The following is a 19,467-nucleotide window of genomic DNA, read 5'->3' on the forward strand; positions in this document are numbered from 1 at the left end:
CACTTGGATGACACGCGCCCTGACCAGCGATAATGTGGCGTCATGTCCAGCCATCCGGAATCCCCACGCAGCAAATTCCACAGCCTGCTCCACGACCAGATCCGGCACGAATTCAATGCCGAACACCAATACATCGCGATCGCGGTGTGGTTCGACAATGCGGATCTGCCGCAGCTGGCCAAGCGGTTCTACGCGCAGGCCGTGGAAGAACGCAATCACGCGATGATGATCGTGCAGTACTTCCTCGACCGGGATATCAGCATCGAGCTTTCCGGCATCGATCCGGCGAAGTCGCATTTCGATGATGTTCGTGAACCGATCGCCCTGGCCCTCAACCAGGAGAAGACCGTCACCGACCAGATCATCCGGTTGGCGAGCACGGCGCGCGAAGAGGGCGATTACCTCGGCGAGCAGTTCATGCAGTGGTTCCTGAAGGAACAGGTCGAGGAGGTCGCGAATATGACGACCTTGCTCAACATCGCCGACCGCGCGGGCTCGAACCTGTTCGACCTGGAGAATTTCATCGCGCGGGAGATGAGTTCCCCTGCCGATGCTTCGGGCGCGCCCTCGACAGCGGGCGGCCACATCTAAAAAGGTCTTTCGGCGTACAGGCCCAGCTCTTCGCGACGAGCTGGGCCTGTTCGGACCGAGATGGTTGCCTCAGCTGGCACTCAACGAGCTGAGCAGCGTCGTGAGCAGCGCAAGAATGGCTTCCATGGTGTTCCCTACTTTCCTCATCAGTGCGGTGCGGTAATTCGCACCATCACCAGTAACGGTGATGGTGAGAACTTATCCCGCGACAGGTCTGAAAGAAGGGTTTTTCACAAAATTGCTCCGGGAAATTTCCGGAGTCAGCGCAGGGTCACCTGACGTGAGCGCAGACCATCGCGCGAGCGGCGCTCGTCGGCGGTCAGCGGCGTGTCCGCGGCCAGCGCATCGAGCAGGCGGACGCCGAACTCGGCGGCCGGCTCCGTCCACTCGCTCGGGTGGCGCTCCGGGTCCAGGTCGAACACCGGCACCAGCAGCCCATGCGTGCGGAACGAGCCCGCGAAGCGCGAGCCCTCGCCCATGTGCAGCCCGCCCGAGGCGTGCAGCCGGGCCAGCGCCAGCATCAGGTCGTCCTCGTTCTCCGGGCGCACCCAGCGCACATGCGCCTTCTCGCCCGCGTCGACCCACCAGGCCGCGCCGACGGCATCGCCGCCGAGCTCCAGCCGCGCCGACGGCATGATCGCCTGCTTGGCCTGCTCGATGGTCGCGGCGACCTGCGGATCGGGCGTCACGCCCTCCGGCACCCACCAGTCGAAGTCTTGGTGCACGGTGAGTTCCAGGTCGGCGCCCGGATCGATGACGTCGGCCAGGCGCGGACCGCCCGCGACGCTCTCGACGGACGTCAGCGAGTCGCCGGGCTCGGCGGACTGGGTCCACAGGATCGCGGCGGCGATATCGGCGGCCGGGTCGGCGCCCTGGAACTGCACCTGGGTGCCGACGTAACCGGTCGGCTCGTCGCCGGCACGGACCAGCGCGGCCACCGCGCCGGGCAGCACCGTGGCGAGCACGACCGAACGCTCGGCGGCCACCTCGGGCGACAACTTCAGCGTCGCGGTCGCCGACGGCACGAACTCCCGCAGTGCGACCAGATCGCATTCCGCGGCCAAGCCTTCGAACGGCCGGGTGACGGCATTGGCCGCCTGCTCCTGCGCCGCCTTGCGCTCGGCGAGACGCTGCGCCCGGTTCCCTCCGGGCTTCGGACTGTTGCGCTTGCTCTTACCCACGAGGGCTCAAACTACAGGGTGCTGTGACCGTCGCCGCAATGCGCCACGGCGCGGAACGCGAGGAATCGCGGAGCCGTGCGCCGCGGGTTACGCGGCGGCGAGCAGTGTCTTGGTCCGGCCGGGGTGGTTGGTCGCGACCCAGCTGACGCCGAGGTCGGCGCACAGCCGCACGTCCTTGGGATCGTCCACGGTCCAGCAGTAGGTGGCGCGACCCGCCGCGGCGGCCCTGTCCACCAGATCCGGATGCTCGCGCAACGTCTTCACCGACGGCCCGACGGCCGTGGCGCCGACGGTGGTCGCGGCGCCGCCGCCGAGGTAACGCGAGGACTCGCCGAGCAGCACCGTGGGCAGCAGCGGCGCCGCGCGACGGATCCGCCACACCGCGGTCGCGGCGAACGACATGACGACCGCGCGCGAGTGATCCGCCGAGGCGGGCGTGGCGATGCCGAAACGCTGGAGCTCGGCGAGCAGCTTGTTCTCCACCAACGCGCCGTAGCGGACCGGGTGCTTGGTCTCGATGAACAGCTTGGTCGGCCTGCTGCGCCAGTCGAGCACCAGCTCGATGAGTTCGCTGAGGGTGAGCACCGAGGCAGGCTGGCCGTCGCCGCCGAAATCGAGCGAGCGCAACTCGTCCAGCGTCATCTCGCTGACCAGCCCGGAACCCGAGGAGGTGCGGTCGACCGTGCGGTCGTGCACGCAGACCAGATGTCCGTCCCTGGTCAGCCGGACGTCGCACTCCACGCCGTCCGCGCCCTCCTGGAGCGCGAGTTCGTACGCGGCGAGCGTGTGCTCGGGACGCGCCGCCGAAGCGCCCCGGTGCGCGACGACGAACGGTGCGCGACTGCTCTGGCTCACTTGGCCATGACCTCCTCGTGCTGAACGGCACCGCTGTCGGTATCCCGATCCTCGGTGATCTCGGCGTCGGCCGCATCCCGGGCCGTCGCCTCGGCGCGGGCGGGGTGCACCGGCTCGATGACCGGCACCGGCGGATCGACGGCGACCACCCAGCGGCGCGCCAACCGGAGCCGCCCGAACAGGTCGCGGCCGTCGAGCAGCCGCAGCATCCAGAGCGTCAGCACGGTCACCGCCGCGGCGACCGCGTCGGTCCACGCCGTGAACAGCACGCCGTCCGCCTTGACCTGCAACGAATCCGCGGTCCGCCAGAACAGTGCGGCGGCGGCCATCAGTCCGCCGAAAACCCAAGCGCACCACCAGATCCGAATCGCGCGCACGGCCCTGGGGTCGCTGCGTTCGGCCGCGATCTCGGTGAGGAACACACCCGGCCAGACCAGATTCACCACCGGGATCAGGCAGCCGAGGACGAGCGCCGGAGCGGAACGGGGATCGCTGCGGCCCGCCTTCGCGAACACCGCGCGGCGGGTCTCGACGAGCCAGCCGAGCAGGGCGACGCCGCTGCCGAGCGCGAAGGCCAGCGCGAGCAGCGATGCCCCCGTGACCAGCCAGTCCGAGAAGCGCAGCGCCCACGGGTCGATGAGGCGGGTCCGGTTGACCAGCAGGACGACGTAGCGCACCAGCTCGCCGACCGCGGCGAGCGCGAACATCCCCGCGGTGACGAGCAGCAGCGGCGTGACCCAGCCCGCCAGCACGGCGGTGCGCCGGCGCGGGGTCGCGGCAGCCGCGACCGCCGGTTCGTCGCGCAGCCCCCAGCGCGGAATCTGCGCATAGCGCGGGGTCGGCGCGGCGGGCTTGCGAACCGCCGTCGTGACAGGTCTGCCGTTCCGCTGGTCGGGGCGGCGCGCGACCCAGCGGTAATTGCGCCGTTCGGCGGGAGCGTCGAGGGGCCCCGGAGAGAGCAGCACGCCGTGGCAGCGCGGGCACCAGTGCATCGGGGTCCCGTGCACGGCCCATCGCGCGCCGCAGCGCGCACAGGGCTGCAGCATGGTACTCACAGCGTGTCCTTCGCTCGCCCGGCGTGGTCGCGCGGGCAGCCGCTCCTGACGCTCATTGCCTGGGCACCTCGCTCTTTCGTCAGTAGATCTTCGCCGGTTGGTCGCTCTCGCCGACCAGCGGGCGACCCGACTTCTGCCAGGCCACCATGCCACCGCTGACTTGCACGGCCTCGAAACCGACGTAGGCCAGGTATTTCGCCACTTCGATCGACCGGCCGCCCTGCCTGCACACGACATAGACGTCGGCGTCGTAGTCCAGCTCGTCGATGCGGGCGGGCACGTCGACCATCGGGATGTGGATCGCGCCGGGGGCGTGCCCGAGCTGCCACTCGTCGTCCTCGCGCACGTCGAGCAGGATGGCCCGGACCTGGTCCGGTCGCTCGCTGTGGTCGAATTCGCCGGGCAGGTCTTCCACCGGCACCGACGGGATCTCGGAGCTCGTCACGACTCGATCCTGCCATGATCGGCGCACGTGCGTGCCGTCGCCCGCGTCGCGGTCACACGCGGGTTCGGGACGGACTCGGCCTCGCCTCGGGAGTTATCCACATAATCCACAAGCTGATCCACAGGCGGTACCTATCGCCATCCGGGACACTCACAGGCCGCGGCTATAGGCAAACGTCACGCGAATCGGTTTCACCTTGTCGAGACGGGATCGGGACCCACGCGGCCCGGTTCGGCTGATCCGCAGCGAAGCGCGTCACGAACACCCGATCCGGGACTCCCCTCCTTGTCCATCCCGGAGCGGTCGTTCGCCGCCGCCTCGGAACCGCGGCCGAGCGGGTCCCGACACTTACTTGGACGGCGCGGCGAACGATTCGGTTCCAGAAAAAACGAGAACACTAGCGAAAAAATGAAATACCGGGTTCCAGCTGGTGCTGTGGGTAGCCTGGGGCCATGAACGTGAGCAGGGGGCTACTCGACGGATTGGACTCCAACGGTTTCAACACCGCGATCTCGGAGGCGGCCTGCCTCGGGCTCGAGGTCGATACCGAGGCGGCGACGCTACGACTCGATCTGACCGTGCTGACGCTGCCCGCCGACGGGGCGGCGCCGCAGGATCATCAGGTCCGCCTGAACTTCACCGGCGTCAGCCGGGTCGCGGCGTCGCTGCGCGTCCAGCGCTGGGACGACATCGAAGCGGAAATCCTTCCGTTGCAGCTCGACGGCCTCGACGAGGCCATCCGCAGCTTCGGCGGCGGCCGCCTGCACGGCTGGGAATTCATCGATGTCGACGACAGCGGTTGGACGCTGTGGCGCGAACTGCTCAGCTTCGACACCAAGATCGACGACCACACCCCGTCGCACGTGCTCGAGTTCTCCCAGGAGGAGGGCATCGACCCGCGCGAACTCGACGTCCGGGTGTGGTTCGACAGCCTCACGGTGCACGACGCCAAGGGCAAGGAGATCGCGCCCGCCGACTTCATCGCGGGCGGCGTCCGCTGGTGGAAGGCGCACGACGCGGGCGATCCGCGCACCATCCGCCCCGGCATCGTTCCGCCGCTGTAACGAGACTTCCGCGGCCGCCGCGCATCCGATCACACCGGGTGCGCGGCGTTTACGCGCAAACGTCCGCAAAGGTCCCTCCACCACCGAGCTTCACCACAGGGAACTGCCGCAGCTGGAGCGTCCGCCGAGCGCGGCTGGAGGCTCCGCCGCGCAAGGACTTTCAGGCCCCGAGCCCCACGGGACAGCTCACCCCGGTGGCGTGCACGGGACAGTAACCGCCGGGATTCTTCGCCAGATACTGCTGGTGGTACCCCTCGGCGTAGTAGAACCCGGACAGATTCAGCCCCGGCCCACCCGCGCGCGGTGTCGGCAGCGGTGCGATCTCGGTGGTGATCGACCCGTATCCCGCCTCCGCCAGCCGCTTTCCGTAGCTCTCCGCGGTACTCCTGGCCAGCTCGGCCTGTTCGTCGTCCAGCGTGAAGATCGCCGACCGATACTGCGTTCCGCGATCGTTGCCCTGGCGCATGCCCTGGGTCGGATCGTGTTCTTCCCAGAAGTGCCGCAACACGTTCGCGTACCCGAGCACCGCCGGATCGAAGACGACGAGCACCGCCTCGGTGTGGCCGGTGCGGCCGCTGCACACCTCCTCGTAGGTGGGGTTCGGCGTGAAGCCACCGGCGTAACCGACCGCGGTCGTGTAGACGCCGTCGAGTTCCCAGAAGCCCTTCTCCGCACCCCAGAAACAACCCATACCGACGACCGCCACCCGCATGCCCTCCGGGAAGGGCGGACGGATGGGATGTCCGTTCACGAAGTGGGTATCCGGCACCAGAATTGGTTCCTCCCGGCCGGGGAGCGCCTGTTCCGGCGCCACCATCACCGGCTCCGGGAGACGGATCCGTCCGACCAGTTCGTCGAAGAACGACATGGTTCGATGCTACTCACGAATGCTCGCGGTCGAATTCCCCTTCCGTTCACACCGAGACCAACCCCTGCGTGATCGTCCGATCTCCGATGGAATGTGGGGGCACACGGCCCGGTTGGAACCGAGCGGGTGTACGAATGATGGTTGGAAGCGCTCGATCCGGGCGCCACAGCCCGACAACTGAGAAAGGGACATCGTGGCTGAGTACACGCTGCCAGATCTGGATTACGACTACAGCGCCCTGGAGCCCCACATCTCCGGGCAGATCAACGAGCTGCATCATTCCAAGCACCACGCGGCCTACGTCGCGGGCGCGAACACCGCACTCGAGAAGCTCGAGGCGGCTCGTGAGTCCGGCGATCACGGCGCGATCTTCCTCTACGAGAAGAACCTCGCGTTCCACCTCGGTGGCCACGTGAACCACTCCATCTGGTGGAAGAACCTTTCCCCGAACGGTGGCGACAAGCCGGTCGGCGAGCTGGCCGCCGCGATCGACGACCAGTTCGGTTCGTTCGACAAGTTCCGCGCGCAGTTCACCGCGGCCGCCAACGGCCTGCAGGGCTCCGGCTGGGCGGTGCTCGGCTACGACACCCTCGGCCAGAAGCTGCTCACCTTCCAGCTCTACGACCAGCAGGCCAACGTCCCGCTGGGCATCATCCCGCTGCTGCAGGTCGACATGTGGGAGCACGCCTTCTACCTGCAGTACAAGAACGTCAAGGCCGACTACGTGACCGCGTTCTGGAACGTCGTCAACTGGGAGGACGTGCAGGAGCGCTTCGCCCGCGCCGTCAGCCAGGGCAAAGGCCTGATCTTCGGCTGAGTTGTCGGCGCGCTGGCGCGCGCGTGTTCGGGGCCTTTATGTCTCGCTTCCGAGCGGTCGAGACTCGCGACTGCGTCGCATGCGCTTCGACCGCTCGGAAGCGAGACGGCCCCGAACGGGCTCGTAAGACTCGCCCCGGCGTGCCTGGGAGTGCGCGGGCGGCGAGCCGGAGCCAGAGTTGGCCCGCCGGGTAGATGGATCGCCCGGCGGGCTTTTCGCTGTCCAGCGTCCGATTAGCACTCATTGGTACTTGTGTGCCAGATGATCCGTGAGTCATCCTCTGAATCCAATAGTTCGAGGACGGGCAAGGCCGCCCCCGGTTCCATCTCGGGAGGCACGATGCGGACCAACGGGCCGATCGGCGTAACGCCGTTCCACTCGCGCGGATCGCTGCGCGGGTTCGTCATCTCCGGCCGCTGGCCGGACACCACCAAGGAGTGGGCGCAGGTACTCGTGCTCGCGGTGCGGGTGGCCAGCCTGCCTGGCCTGCTCGCCACCTCGACCGTCTTCGGCGTCCGCGAGGATCTGCCGGACGATCCGGAGCCGGGCACGGTCGGGCTGGTGCTGGCCGAGGGCACGGTGCTCGGCGAGGAGGCGCTGGAGCCGGGCCGGTTCGCCGACCATGTGCCGCCCGCGCTGCTCATGCTGCACCCGCCCTCGGAGACCCGGCCGTCGCTGCCGGAATGCGCGGGCGCGGCGTCCGGCTGCGTGTTGCTGCCCGGCGTGCCGCACCTCGGCCTCGAACACCGCGCGGCCTGGGCCGAGGCGGAATCCGACGGCACCGTCACCTCGCTGGTCAGCCGGGTCGGCCTCGATCCGATCTGCGATCCGGACACCGCCGTGCTCGCGATGCTGCTCGCCGCTTGAACGCGCCGTTGGCGCCGCGTGAGTGGCCGCGGCGCCATTACGGTTGCGATCGCCCTCGGCCGAACGCGCGCTGCGCAGCGGATGCCGACGGCGCCACTTCCCGCTGAACCGCGCGCGAACACACACGCGCACAGCGACATTCGCGCGAGTCGGTGGTTTGCGAGGGGGCTACACAGTTAGCCTGTGACGGTCGAAAGGATCGTGGAAGACATGTCCGGTAATCCCCTCGCCGCCGCCGAACCGTGGGATCTGGTCGCCGACGGCTACGCCGAATCCGCGCTCGCGATCATGGCGCCCTTCTCCGACCGCGCCCTCGAACTGGCCGACCTGCCCGCCGACGCGCACATCATCGACGTCGCGGCGGGGCCGGGAACGCTGAGCCTGCCCGCCGCCGCCCGGGTCCGCCGCGTGCAGGCCGTGGATTTCGCCGAACACATGCTCGAACGGCTCAGCGACGCCGCGCGGGCCGCCGGGCTGACCAACATCGACGTGCGCGTCGGCGACGGTCAGCAGCTGCCGTTCGAGGACGATCGATTCGACGCGGCCTTCTCGATGTTCGGCCTGATGTTCTTCCCCGACCGGGTCAAGGGTTTCGCCGAGATGTTCCGGGTGCTGAAACCCGGCGGTGTCGCGGTGGTGTCGAGCTGGGCGCCGGTCGCCGAATCCCCCTTGATGCGCATGCGGTTCGGCGCGTTGGCGGCGGGCGATCCGAACGTCCAGGAGCCGCAGCCCAACTTCCTGAGCCTGGAGAATCCGGAGGTGTTCGCCACCGAGATGCGCGGCGCGGGGTTCGCCGGTGTGTCCATCCAGCGCCACACCACTACGGTGTCCTACCCCGACGCGGATCGGCTCTGGGAGCAGATGTCGCGCGGCAGCGCGCCGATGACGGTGCTGCGGCACTCGATCGGCGAGGACGAGTGGGCCGCTCGTTCCGAGCTGATGCGGGCCTACCTCGTCGAGAACTACCGTCCGAACACACCGCTGGCCACCACGGCGTTCCTCGGCATCGGGCACAAGCCACTGCCGTGACCACGAAAAAAGCCGCCCCCGAACCGAATCGGAGGCGGCCTCTCGTGCGGAGATTACCGCGGCGCCATACGCAGCGCGCCGTCCATGCGGATGGTCTCGCCGTTCAGGTAGTCGTGCTCGACGATGTACTGCGACAGCTGCGCGTACTCGTCCGGGCGGCCGAGGCGCGACGGGAAGGGCACGCCCGCCTCGAGGCCCTTGCGGTACTCCTCGGTGACGCCGGCCAGCATCGGGGTGTCGATGATGCCGGGGGCGATGGTGTTCACGCGGATGCCGAACTGCGCCAGGTCGCGCGCGGCCGGGACGGTCATGCCGTGCACGCCGCCCTTGGAGGCGGAATAGGCGATCTGGCCGACCTGGCCCTCGAAAGCGGCGACCGAGGCGGTGTTGATGACGACGCCGCGCTGGCCGTGCTCGTCGACCGGGTCGGTCTTGGCGATGGCGTCGGCGGCCAGGCGCATGACGTTGAAGGTGCCGAGCAGGTTCACGGTGATGACGGTGCGGAACAGCTCCAGATCGTGCGGGCCGTTCTTGGACAGGATGCGACCGGCCCAGCCGACACCGGCGCAGTTGACCACGATGCGCAGCGGCGCGCCCGACTCGACCACCTTCGCGACCGCGGCCGCGACCTCGTCGTTGCTGGTCACATCGGCCGGAATGAGGGTGACTCCGGCGGGCACGTTGTCACCGGCGCGCTCGATCGACTGCGGCACGTCCAGGCCGAAGACAGTGGCGCCCAGCTCGGCGAAACGCTTGGCGGTGGCGGCGCCGAGGCCGGATGCGCCTCCGGTGATGATGGCGGCGGAACCCGAAATCTCCACGATGGTCCTCTCGTTCGTGACAGCCAGTTGGCCCTTCGTCAATTGCACCCTAGTAGGTGTGCCGTGAGAGATACAGCACGACTCCCTCTCACGGCGGGAGCGAGAAGGAGCTGCGACCGGTGTGTAACTCGGGAGGGGTACAGAACGACTCCCTGATCGTGGCCGGCGTGCAGCAAAATATTTGCGAACACCGCTGTTCATCGGTGGTATCGTCGCCGCATGAAGCTGTTCTCCGGCCCAGCGGTCGCCGGTAGGAAGGTGCTGATCACCGGAGCGGCGCGGGGCATCGGGGCCGCGCTCGCCAGGCAACTGCACGCGCACGGAGCCGCTGTCGCGCTGCTCGGACTGGAACCCGAGCTGCTGGCCGAAGTGGCGCGCGAATGCGGCGACGCGCCGTGGCGATACTGCGACATCGGCGACCCCGCCCAGGTGGAGCGGGTGGTGCGGACGCTGGCGAGCGAGCTCGGCGGGCTGGACGTGGTGGTCGCCAATGCCGGAGTGGCCAAGCAGCTCGCGCTGATCGGCGGCGATCCTTCGGTGATGGAGGAGACGCTCGCGGTGAACGTGCTCGGCGTCTACTACACGTTGCGCGCCGCCGGTCCGCACATCTGTCATCCGCAGGGGTACGCGCTTATCGTCTCGTCGCTGGCCGGTGTCGTGAACCTCCCGCTGGCGGGCGCCTACAGCGCGTCGAAGGCGGGCGTCGAGGCGCTCGGCCACACCCTGCGCAACGAGATCAGACACACCGGCGCCAAAGTCGGCGTCGCCTATTTCGCCGAGCTGGACACCGACATGACCACCCGCGGTTTCGGTACGGCCGCGGCGCGCGCCATTCTCGGTCGCGCCACCGTCTCGGGCGTCGCACCGCTCGGCCCCGCCATCGATGCCACCGAACGGGCCATCGCCCGGCGCCGCCGCCAGGTCGTTTCGCCCTGGTGGGTGGCGGTCGTGCTGCCGTTCCGCCCGCTCGCCCAACGCGTCGTGGACGCCGCGCTGCGCCGCGGAGTCGCCGAGGCCCTGGAGATCGCCCGCACCGAGGACGCACCCTTGACCACCGACCAACCCACCCGACCCCGCAGAATGGAGCGGCCCGCCTGATCGGCGCGGTGCTGTCACAGCGCCCGCCGCCGAACACCTGCCCCCACCGAACACCCGGAGCCACCGCATGACCGACACCGCAGGCACCGCCCGCCAACTCCCAAGGGGCAGGCACGGTTTACCTCGGGAGCAGGTGATCGCGTCCCAGCGGGACCGGATCCTGGACGCGATGGCGGAGACCATGGCGGTCACCGGTTATGTCGGCACCTCCGTCGCGGCCGTGCTGAAGGTGGCCGGTGTCTCCCGTGAGACCTTCTACGAGCAATTCCGTTCCAAGGAGGACTGTTTCGCGGCCGCCTACGAGCGCGCCGTGGAGCGGTTGGTCGCCCGCATCGCGGAGGCATCCGGCCCCGCGGACGAGAACGTCACGCGCGGACCGGATCTCGACCGCATGGAACGTCTGCTCGACGCGTACTTCGAGGGCCTGATCGAAGACCCGGCCTACGCCCGGCTCTACCTGGTCGAGGTCTACGCGGTCGGCTCCGACGCCCTGGCCCGCCGCGCCCAGCTCCAGGACTCCTTCGTCGCCCTGATCGCCGAGGTGCTGCACGCACACACCGAGCAACAGCGTTTCGCCTGCCAGACTTTCGCGGCGGCGGTCAGCGCGATGGTCACCGCCCGCATCGCGGCCGACGACCTGGACGGTCTGCGCGGTTTGTCCGCGCCGCTACTCGACATGGTCCGGCGCAGCGGGGACCTCTACGGGTCGGCGATGATCGCCGACGAGGTCCGCGCTTGACACACAATCCAACCAAAGGTCACCCTCGGTCGGCCCATCGGGCACTCGGGTCGGGTGAATGAAGGTCACATCCAGTCGGTCTGGCGGGATGAAGGGGGCCTTCGGTCGGTTACGCGCCGACCATTCTGGACGCGGCACCGGCCACCCTGGACTCCCGTCGATTCCCGGCCCTGCGCCTGGCGGGGGTAGCGGTCGAGGTCAGCGCCCGCGCTGAGCGCCTTCTGCGACAACCCCTTCGACCTCGACCACCGACGCCGTTCGAACGCGACGCATCAGGACCACAGCGCCCACCGTCACTGGCACGACCGCGGCGATTCCCGCGCTCGCCCACATACCCAGCGACGGAACCGCCGCGCCGAGCAGGGTGGTGCTACCGAAGTAGAGGAACAACAGCCCCGAGCAGATGCCGATGAGCCGCTCCGGCAGGTGCTTGCCCACCGCGATACCCACCGCGATGGCGAGCGCGTCGGCGGCCACCATGCCGACGGTGGAGCCGAGCCACACGCCGAACCAGCTGTTGTCGGTGGCGAGGGCGGCCGTGGCGAACATGGTCCGGTCGCCGAGTTCGGCGAGCAGGAAGGCGGAGAGGACGACGAGGAACGGCGCCGCGGTGGAGCGGGGCGGTCGCGGCTCGTCGTCTTCGTCGGGAGCGCCGGCGTGTTCGCGCAACGTCCACAGGCCGACCGCGAGGAAGGTGAGGGCGGCGACCAAGGCGATGGCGCGGGTGGGCAGGGCCGCGCCGAGGAAGTAACCGACCGCGACCGAGATCAGGTGCACGCCGGCGGTCGCGGTCGCGATGCCGCCGAGCACCACCCACCAGCGATAGCGCAGCGCGAACGTCAGCGCCATGAGCTGGGACTTGTCTCCGAGTTCGGCAAGGAAGACGATGCCGATGCTCAGCAGGATGGTGGCGATCATTGTGTGACGTACTCCCGGGTCTCCGGCCTGCCTGCCGGAGATCTGGGTACGCCTCCGGCCGACAACGAATGGTTGTTCAGGCCGAAGGTCTCGCCCACCGGATGAAAACCCGGTTCACACAACCGGACCCGAGCCTCGGGGAGGCGGCGGGTCAGTATGTCGACTGCATGATTGGGGGCTACTCCCCTTCGCTGCCACCGACCCTACCCCAGCAATCTCGTAGACGCCAACCCGCTGTAAGCCAAATCGCAATGCGCGCAATAAGTTTGGAGCACCTGCGCGAGGGTTTCGGTAACCCTTATGAGCCAGGCAGCAAACCCTGATCACCGGCGGCAGGGACCATGGACAACGGCCATCCGGGCACCCGTCCGCGGGACGACGAAGGCCCCCTCCCGAAGTGGAAGGGGGCCTTCTTTGTCGAGCTGTTACAGCGTGCGGGTGAGGCGGTCGGTGAGGATGTGCGCGAAGCGCGCCGGGTCCTTCAGTTCACCGCCCTCGGCGAGCACCGCGGTGCCGTAGAGCAGTTCGGCCGTCTCGGTGAGCTCGGGGACCTTGCCCTCGTCCGCGTCCTGCTTGCGCGTGTCGTACGCGTCGCGCAGGCCGGTGACCAGCGGGTGGGTCGGGTTGAGCTCGAGGATGCGCTTGGTCTCCGGAAGGATCTGGCCCGAGGCCCGGTACATCCGCTCCAGCATCGGCGTGAAGTCGAAGACGTCGCCGACCAGGCAGGCGGGCGAGGTGGTGAGCCGGTTGGTCAGGCGCACCTCCTTGACGCTCTCCTCCAGGGTCTTGCCGAGCCAGGTCAGCAGCTCGGCGAAGTCCTTGTCCTGCTGCTCGCGCAGCGCCTCGGACTCCTTCTTCTCCTCCTCGGTCTCCAGGTCCACCTCGCCCTTGGCGATGGACTGGAACCGCTTGCCGTCGAACTCCGGCACCGAGCCGACCCACATCTCGTCGACCGGGTCGGTCAGGATCAGCACCTCGAGACCCTTGGCCTTGAAGGCCTCCATGTGCGGGGAGCTCTCCACCTGCTGACGGGACTCGCCCGTCATGTAGTAGATCGCGTCCTGGCCGTCCTTCATCCGCTCGACGTACTGCGCGAGCGTGGTCAGCTCGGTCTCGGAGTTCGTCGAGGAGAACGAGGAGACCTGCAGGATGGTCTCGCGGTTGTCGAAGTCCGACAGCAAGCCCTCCTTGAGGACGCGGCCGAACTCCTTCCAGAAGGTCTGGTACTTCTCCTGGTCCTCGGCGCCCTGCATGTCCTTGACCGTCGAGAGCACCTTCTTCACCAGGCGCTTGCGGATCATCTGGATCTGGCGGTCCTGCTGCAGGATCTCGCGGGAGACGTTGAGCGAGAGATCCTGCGCGTCCACCACGCCCTTGACGAAGCGCAGGTACTCCGGCATCAGCTCTTCGCAGTTGTCCATGATGAACACCCGCTTGACGTAGAGCTGCACGCCGCGCTTGTGCTCGCGAGTGAACAGGTCGAACGGCGCGTGCGACGGGATGAACAGCAGCGCCTGGTATTCGAACGTGCCCTCCGCCTTGAGCGGAACGATCTCCAGCGGGTCGTCCCACGCGTGGCTGACGTGCTTGTAGAACTCCTTGTACTCCTCCTCGGAGACCTCACTCTTCGGGCGCGTCCACAGCGCCTTCTGCGAGTTGAGGGTCTGCTCCTCGAGGATCGTCTTCTCCTGCTTGTCCTCGCCCTCGCCCTCGGTGACGGTCCGCTCCACCTGCATGCGGATCGGCCAGGCGATGAAGTCGGAGTACTTCTTGACGATCTCCCTGAGCTTCCACTCCAGGGTGTAGTCGAAGAGGTGGTCCTCCTCGTCGGCGGGCTTGAGCTGCAGCGCGACCGACGTGCCCTGCGGCGCGTCGTCGACGGCCTCGATGGTGTAGGTCGAGCTACCCGCGCCCGCCTCCCAGCGGGTGCCCTCGGTCTCACCGGCCTTACGGGTGGTCAGGGTGACCTTGTCGGCCACCATGAAGGTCGAATAGAAGCCGATGCCGAACTGGCCGATCAGCTCCTCTGCCGCGGCGTCGGTCTTCGCGTCCTTCAGCTGCCTGCGCAGCTCCGCGGTGCCCGACTTGGCCAGGGTGCCGATCAAGTCGACGACCTCGGCGCGGGACATGCCGATGCCGTTGTCCCGGACGGTGAGAACCCGGTTGTCCTTGTCGACCTCCAGCTCGATGTGCAGGTCGGACGTGTCGACGTGCAGGTCCTTGTCCTGAAAAGACGCCAGCCGCAGCTTGTCCAGCGCGTCGGACGCGTTCGAGATCAGCTCCCGCAGGAACGTGTCCTTGTTGGAGTAGACGGAATGGATCATCAGCTCGAGCAGCTGATGGGTTTCTGCCTGGAACTCGAGTTGTTCGACGTGCTGAGTCACGTCGCGATGTTACCGCCGCGGAGCGACGGCGCGGCCGCACACCCGATCAGACGCCGCGGCCGAGCGAGGGCGCCGCGCCACGGCCGCCGGCGGGCAACTCCGGCGCGCGCCCGAAGTCGGCGAGCGCGGGCACCTCCAGCTCGGCGCAGTGCGGATTCGGCACCCGCGGCATCATCCATTCGCGCAGCACCTGGGTGGCGCGCACGTCGTCCTCGTTGTACTCGAGCAACCGGGTGCGCTGGGTCAGGTCGGGCGCACCGTCGTAGCCGACGGCCTGGCGGTACCAGCTCATCGACGCCTCGCCGCCCGCCTCCGGATCGCGCCAGGCGAAGCCCGCCACCGGCGCGATCTTCTTGAGCCCCTTGCCGTTCGGGCAGATGAACTGGTCGGTGACGGCCTGGAACATGTCCACCCACTCCGGCCCGTCCACGAACGCGCGGACCTGGTCCACCGTCGGCACCCCGGGTCGGCCCGCGAACCTGCGTGCCGACTCGTACAGCCACTTGTCCTCGGCGGTGCGCGAATAGCAGTACGCGGCAAAGGTTTTCCCAGCCGTCGCGGCCTCGGCGCGCACCGTCATCAGCCAGGTCCAGAATTCGCCGAAGGAGCGACCCTCGTCCTCGGTGGGCAGCGGATCCCAGGTGACGAACGGCCGGTAGCGCCCGTCCAGCAACGTGCCCCACAGGTAGGCGCCGTGCTCCTGGAAACTCTCCAGGTCGACGTCCACCTCGACGTCGGCGCGGCGCACGTGCACCCGGTCGAAGCGGCGGACCAGCGGCGCGCCCGCCAGCCAGGCGCGCGCGGTGACGACGGCCTCGTCGAACGGGCCGTGCTGCCAGTCCTCCGGATCCTCGCCGGTCCAGGCGGCCAGGTCGTCGATGGTCTCCACCCCGTGCCCGCGCAGCACGTCGGCCCGCGAGCCCGGTGCGACCAGGCTGACGTCGCGCTGTTCGACGAGCCAGCCCTCGCAGCTCGGTCCCTCGACTCCCCTCGTCCACCAAGGGCATTGCCTGCACTCGGGCACCTTGGACGGCACCGTGGGCAGCTCGCCGCGCACCACCGCGATGCGGTCGGCGTAGCGGCGGTCGTAATCGTCGAGCAGCGGGCCGAGATCGTGCACCAGGATGCGGTCGAAGTGGTAGCCGATGACGCCGCCGACCAGCGCGGGGCTGGCCAGCCCGTGGCGCTGCAACATCCGGTAGAGGTGGGCGAGGCGCTGCTGATCGCGCGGCTGCTGGCGCAGCTTGCGGGACGGATCGGGACGCGGATCCCAGCGATACGGGTCCGAGGTGGTCGGGTGGAAGTCGGCCGGTTCCGGTTTGCGCGGGTCGGTGACCTTGTGGTTGACCACGATGATCGGGATGTAGCCGCCGCGCTCGCGGTCGCGGAGCAGGATCTCCGAACCGCCGCGTCGTCCGGTGTCCGGTTCCTGCGGCAGCAGCGCGCCCCAGATGTGTTGCGCCCCAGCGGCGCACGCGCTCATGGTGGCCGCAGCGCGATCCGACGCGCGCGCCGTGGGGTCGATGATCACCCAGCTGTCCGGATCGGCGGCGACGAGCGCGTCGCGCACCCGGTTGCGGTGCGCTGTGGCGGCCTCGCGGCGCTGGCGCACGCCGGGATCCTCCGCGACGTTGGTGAGCAGCTGCGGATGGGCCGCGTCCAAGTGCAGGCGGTGCCTGCATCCGATCAACGCCCGCGCGTCGATGAACGCGACCGGCGCGGACTCGACGGGAACCGTGCCCATCGGTGTGGACTCGATCGGGTCGGTCGCCAACGACGCGGCCTCGATCGGATCGAGCTCGCTCGGATCGGTCTCGGTCGGATCGGACTCGATCGGCGCGTCGTCCATCGGACCGATGGTGATCGGATCGGCCGCCATCGAATCGGTCTCGGCCGGAGCAGGGGTGGTGAACTCGCCCGACCGGCTCGCGGCCGAGCCGTCCTCCTTGCGACCCTCGCGGTCACCGCTGCCCGAATACACGTATGCAGTATGGTCCAGACCCCTGACAGGACACGGTGTGCCCTCGCTGCCGCCGCCGTCGACCCGATAAGGTGGGCGCAAACCGCGTGGTAGACGGCAGACGGCCTCGCGCCGAGAGCGCTGCCCTGGCACACAGCATTGACGGAGGGCCTTCCGATGGGGTTGTTCACGAAGCGCAAGCGGCGTCCGAGTCGCCGGGCCGAGGCCAAAGCCCTCAAGCACAAGGCCGCGATGGAGGCCAAGCTGTTCGCCAAGAACGATCGCAAGGCCAAGCGCGCCGAGGCACGCACCCAGGCCAAGGTCGCCAAGCAGCAGATCGCCACGCTGCAGGCCGAGGAGAAGGCCGCGCTGAAGATGGCCGCGAAGGCCGAGCGTGACGTGTTCAGCCCGGGCCAGGTGCGCAAGTACCTCGGCGTGGCACGGGTGCTCGTCCCGGTGCTCGCGCCGCTGGCCTACCGTGGCGCGACCTTCCTCCGCGGCCGGCTCGACACCCGGCGCGCGCAGCAGCTCGGCATCGGCGTCGACCAGCTCGGCGACTACACCGGGCACGGCGCGAAGCTGCAGGCCCGCCTCGCCAACACCGAGGCGGCGCTCGGCAAGATCGACGACAAGGGCGGCGAGACGCAGAAGTTCGTCACCGCGACCCGCGCCCGGCTCGACAGCCTCGGCGCCGCGGTCCGCACCGCCGAGCAGATGCCCGCCTCGCGTAGGCGCGCGGTGCACACCTCGATCTCGCACGAGCTGTCCGGCATCGAGGCCGACGTGCTCGCCCGCCTCGGTGTGAACTGAACGCCGTCCCCGTCATGCATCCCGGCCCGAGCACCGGCCTGCCGCGCGGCGGCTCGGTCGGCGCACTGGTCGGCTTGCTCAGCGTCGCCGCGCACGGCGTCGCCGGCGGGGGTTACCCGGATTCGCCGGAATTCGCCCTGCTGCTGACGATTTCGGTCGCGGCGGGGTGCGCGGCGACCGGATTCGCACGGAACGGCGCACCGCGTCCGGCGTCAGCCGCCCGCACGCCCGAGCGCAGGCGGCCGTGGGACGGACATCGCTTCGAGCACCGCTACGGACGTGGGAGCGGGCGGTTGGTCGCGGCCGGACAACTCGCCGCGCACAGCAGCGGAAATGGGGCCGGACGGTTACTCGCCGCATTGGCCATCGGACAGCTCGGCGGGCATGCGGTGTTGACCGGGCTACTCGGGCACACACACGGGGAACGCGCATCGCACATCGCACGCGGCGATGCCCCGTTGGCGGGTTTCGTTCCGACCGGCTGGATGCTGGGCGCGCACGTGCTCGCGACCGTCGTCTGCGCGGTCTCGATTCTGGCCGCCGAGCGCCTCTACGGCATCGTCACCCGCGCTGTCCGCGCCGCCCTGGACGCACCGCGAAACGTCCCGGTCGCGCAGGCCGGCCGCTGGTCCGATCCGCCGACTCCGACCTATCGCTTTCCCCCGCAGGGGCCCATCGGGCCGCGCGCGCCACCGGCGCTCGCCTGATCCGCATTCAAACCCCTTCGGACAGAAAGCCTCTCCCATGCGAAGTTCACTTTCGCGCGCCTGCGGCGCCGTGGCGACCGCGGGTTTCGTGCTGCTCGCCGGCGGTGTCGCCGCCGCGCACGTGACCGTCGACGCGCCCGGCGCGCAGCAGGGCAAGTACTCCGTCGTCACCTTCCGGGTGCCGACGGAATCGGACACCGCGTCCACCACCGCGCTCACCGTGACGCTGCCCAACGTGCGCAGCGCCCGCACCGAGCCCATGCCGGGCTGGACGGCCCGGGTCGAGCGCAACGACAAAGCCGAGGCCGTCGCGGTCACCTGGACCGCCGACCCCGGCGCGCCCGGCGTCGGCCCCGGCCAGTTCCAGCGATTCGTCGTCTCGCTCGGCCCGCTGCCCACCGCGGAGACGGTCAGCTTCCCGGCAAAGCAGACCTACAGCGACGGCAAGGTCGTCGACTGGAACCAGCCCGTCGGCCCCGACGGCGCGGAGCCGGAGTACCCCGCGCCCACCCTGACCCTCGCGGCGGGCGGGGACGATCATTCCGACGGCCACCGCGTGGACAGCGGCGCCGCGGAGCAGGACGACGACACCGACGACACCGCCCGCTGGCTGGCAGGCATCGGCTTGGCCCTCGGCCTGGTCGGTATCTCGCTCGGCCTCGGCAGCATGATCAGGAGGCGCTCATGAGTACCGCGATTCGACCGTCCGCCAAGGCGATTCGCCGTCTCGGCGCGGCGCTCGCCGCCGTGCTGCTGCTGTTCGGCTTCGGGCTGGCCACCGCGGGCGTCGCCGCCGCGCATTCCGCGGCGGTCGGCAGCGTGCCGGAGGACGGTTCGACGGTGGCTACGAGCCCTGGCCGGATCAGCGTCACCTTCAACGAAGAGTTGCAGCCGAACTTCCCATCGCTGACGCTGACCGGCCCGGACGGAAACCTGTGGTCGAAGGGCGAACCGGTCGTCGACGGCAAGACGGTGAGCGTCGAGGTGGGCGAACTCGGCCCGGCCGGCGAATACATCATCGCCTACCGGGTGACCTCCGCGGACGGTCATCCGGTCACCGGCAAGCGGACCTTCACGCTCAGCCAGCCGGGTAAGGGCACAGCGGGCCCGCGCGCCGACGCCAAGGGCAGGGCCACCGAGGACGACGGCTCCGACGGCATCCCGGTGTGGATCTTCGTGCTCGGCGCGGTCGTGCTGTTCGGCGGCGGTCTGGCCGTCGCGTTGATCGGCTTCCGCGGCGGGCAGCGGCGGTGAGCAG

Annotated in this window: 20 protein-coding genes; 11 read left to right on the top strand and 9 right to left on the bottom strand. The window is 69.1% G+C overall.

Annotation, left to right across the window (positions count from 1 at the left end):
• Positions 1-42 precede the first annotated feature (42 nt).
• Positions 43-591, top strand: coding sequence for a ferritin (locus tag FB390_RS05470; RefSeq protein WP_141807968.1), 549 nt, complete (start codon positions 43-45; stop codon positions 589-591).
• Positions 592-851: 260 nt separating this feature from the next.
• Here FB390_RS05470 and FB390_RS05475 read toward each other — a convergent pair whose 3' ends face one another.
• From FB390_RS05475 to FB390_RS05490, 4 genes are all read right to left on the bottom strand, one after another.
• Complete coding sequence (locus tag FB390_RS05475) at positions 852-1,772, bottom strand: DUF5926 family protein (RefSeq protein WP_141807969.1); 921 nt, start codon at positions 1,770-1,772, stop codon at positions 852-854.
• An 87-nt stretch (positions 1,773-1,859) separates the two neighbouring features.
• Positions 1,860-2,627: a glycerophosphodiester phosphodiesterase gene (locus FB390_RS05480; RefSeq protein WP_141807970.1), complete on the bottom strand. Its 768-nt coding sequence runs from the start codon at positions 2,625-2,627 to the stop codon at positions 1,860-1,862.
• Entirely contained in the window at positions 2,624-3,673 is a 1,050-nt protein-coding gene (locus tag FB390_RS05485) for a DUF4328 domain-containing protein (protein ID WP_246124238.1), read from the bottom strand. The genes FB390_RS05480 and FB390_RS05485 overlap by 4 nt, the downstream gene beginning before the upstream one ends.
• An 88-nt stretch (positions 3,674-3,761) precedes the next feature.
• Positions 3,762-4,127 (bottom strand): rhodanese-like domain-containing protein, encoded by a 366-nt coding sequence (locus tag FB390_RS05490; RefSeq protein WP_141807971.1) that lies wholly within the window; start codon positions 4,125-4,127, stop codon positions 3,762-3,764.
• Between the two features lie 452 nt (positions 4,128-4,579).
• Between FB390_RS05490 and FB390_RS05495 the strand changes: the two genes are divergently transcribed.
• Positions 4,580-5,191: a hypothetical protein gene (locus tag FB390_RS05495; protein ID WP_141807972.1), complete on the top strand. Its 612-nt coding sequence runs from the start codon at positions 4,580-4,582 to the stop codon at positions 5,189-5,191.
• A gap of 160 nt (positions 5,192-5,351) precedes the next feature.
• On the opposite strand, the gene msrA is transcribed toward FB390_RS05495, so the two are convergent.
• Positions 5,352-6,059: a peptide-methionine (S)-S-oxide reductase MsrA gene (gene msrA / locus FB390_RS05500; protein WP_141807973.1), complete on the bottom strand. Its 708-nt coding sequence runs from the start codon at positions 6,057-6,059 to the stop codon at positions 5,352-5,354.
• A gap of 193 nt (positions 6,060-6,252) precedes the next feature.
• Here msrA and FB390_RS05505 point away from each other — a divergent pair, with 193 nt between their 5' ends.
• The 3 genes from FB390_RS05505 (at position 6,253) to FB390_RS05515 (ending at position 8,772) form a co-directional block, all read left to right on the top strand.
• The gene (locus FB390_RS05505) at positions 6,253-6,876 is read left to right on the top strand and encodes a superoxide dismutase (RefSeq protein WP_067786488.1); all 624 of its coding nucleotides are present in this window, start codon (positions 6,253-6,255) and stop codon (positions 6,874-6,876) included.
• 339 nt (positions 6,877-7,215) lie between these two features.
• On the top strand, positions 7,216-7,743 hold the full coding sequence (locus FB390_RS05510) for a peptidase (RefSeq protein ID WP_141807974.1): 528 nt from the start codon (positions 7,216-7,218) through the stop codon (positions 7,741-7,743).
• A gap of 210 nt (positions 7,744-7,953) precedes the next feature.
• Positions 7,954-8,772 (top strand): class I SAM-dependent methyltransferase, encoded by an 819-nt coding sequence (locus FB390_RS05515; protein ID WP_141807975.1) that lies wholly within the window; start codon positions 7,954-7,956, stop codon positions 8,770-8,772.
• Positions 8,773-8,825: 53 nt separating this feature from the next.
• On the opposite strand, the gene FB390_RS05520 is transcribed toward FB390_RS05515, so the two are convergent.
• Entirely contained in the window at positions 8,826-9,593 is a 768-nt protein-coding gene (locus FB390_RS05520) for an SDR family NAD(P)-dependent oxidoreductase (protein WP_141807976.1), read from the bottom strand.
• Positions 9,594-9,812: 219 nt separating this feature from the next.
• Between FB390_RS05520 and FB390_RS05525 the strand changes: the two genes are divergently transcribed.
• Both FB390_RS05525 and FB390_RS05530 read left to right on the top strand, forming a co-directional pair.
• Positions 9,813-10,691, top strand: a complete 879-nt coding sequence (locus tag FB390_RS05525; protein ID WP_141807977.1) for an SDR family NAD(P)-dependent oxidoreductase — start codon at positions 9,813-9,815, stop codon at positions 10,689-10,691.
• A gap of 67 nt (positions 10,692-10,758) precedes the next feature.
• Positions 10,759-11,430: a TetR/AcrR family transcriptional regulator gene (locus tag FB390_RS05530; protein WP_141807978.1), complete on the top strand. Its 672-nt coding sequence runs from the start codon at positions 10,759-10,761 to the stop codon at positions 11,428-11,430.
• 198 nt (positions 11,431-11,628) lie between these two features.
• On the opposite strand, the gene FB390_RS05535 is transcribed toward FB390_RS05530, so the two are convergent.
• The 3 genes from FB390_RS05535 to FB390_RS05545 form a co-directional block, all read right to left on the bottom strand.
• Entirely contained in the window at positions 11,629-12,348 is a 720-nt protein-coding gene (locus FB390_RS05535; RefSeq protein ID WP_141807979.1) for a TMEM165/GDT1 family protein, read from the bottom strand.
• 425 nt (positions 12,349-12,773) lie between these two features.
• Entirely contained in the window at positions 12,774-14,732 is a 1,959-nt protein-coding gene (gene htpG / locus FB390_RS05540; protein ID WP_067786478.1) for a molecular chaperone HtpG, read from the bottom strand.
• Positions 14,733-14,778: 46 nt separating this feature from the next.
• On the bottom strand, positions 14,779-16,713 hold the full coding sequence (locus FB390_RS05545; protein WP_425465844.1) for a TM0106 family RecB-like putative nuclease: 1,935 nt from the start codon (positions 16,711-16,713) through the stop codon (positions 14,779-14,781).
• Between the two features lie 156 nt (positions 16,714-16,869).
• Between FB390_RS05545 and FB390_RS05550 the strand changes: the two genes are divergently transcribed.
• From FB390_RS05550 to FB390_RS05565, 4 genes are read left to right on the top strand one after another with little or no spacing between them, the layout of a single operon-like run.
• The gene (locus FB390_RS05550; protein WP_141807980.1) at positions 16,870-17,502 is read left to right on the top strand and encodes a DUF6474 family protein; all 633 of its coding nucleotides are present in this window, start codon (positions 16,870-16,872) and stop codon (positions 17,500-17,502) included.
• 14 nt (positions 17,503-17,516) lie between these two features.
• Positions 17,517-18,209: a hypothetical protein gene (locus FB390_RS05555; protein WP_141807981.1), complete on the top strand. Its 693-nt coding sequence runs from the start codon at positions 17,517-17,519 to the stop codon at positions 18,207-18,209.
• 37 nt (positions 18,210-18,246) lie between these two features.
• Complete coding sequence (locus tag FB390_RS05560) at positions 18,247-18,897, top strand: YcnI family copper-binding membrane protein (RefSeq protein ID WP_141807982.1); 651 nt, start codon at positions 18,247-18,249, stop codon at positions 18,895-18,897.
• Complete coding sequence (locus FB390_RS05565) at positions 18,894-19,463, top strand: copper resistance CopC family protein (RefSeq protein WP_141807983.1); 570 nt, start codon at positions 18,894-18,896, stop codon at positions 19,461-19,463. Before FB390_RS05560 ends, FB390_RS05565 begins: the two co-directional genes overlap by 4 nt.
• Positions 19,464-19,467 lie beyond the last annotated feature (4 nt).

The sequence above is a fragment of the Nocardia bhagyanarayanae genome, from assembly GCF_006716565.1.
GTDB classification, from domain to species: Bacteria; Actinomycetota; Actinomycetes; order Mycobacteriales; family Mycobacteriaceae; genus Nocardia; species Nocardia bhagyanarayanae.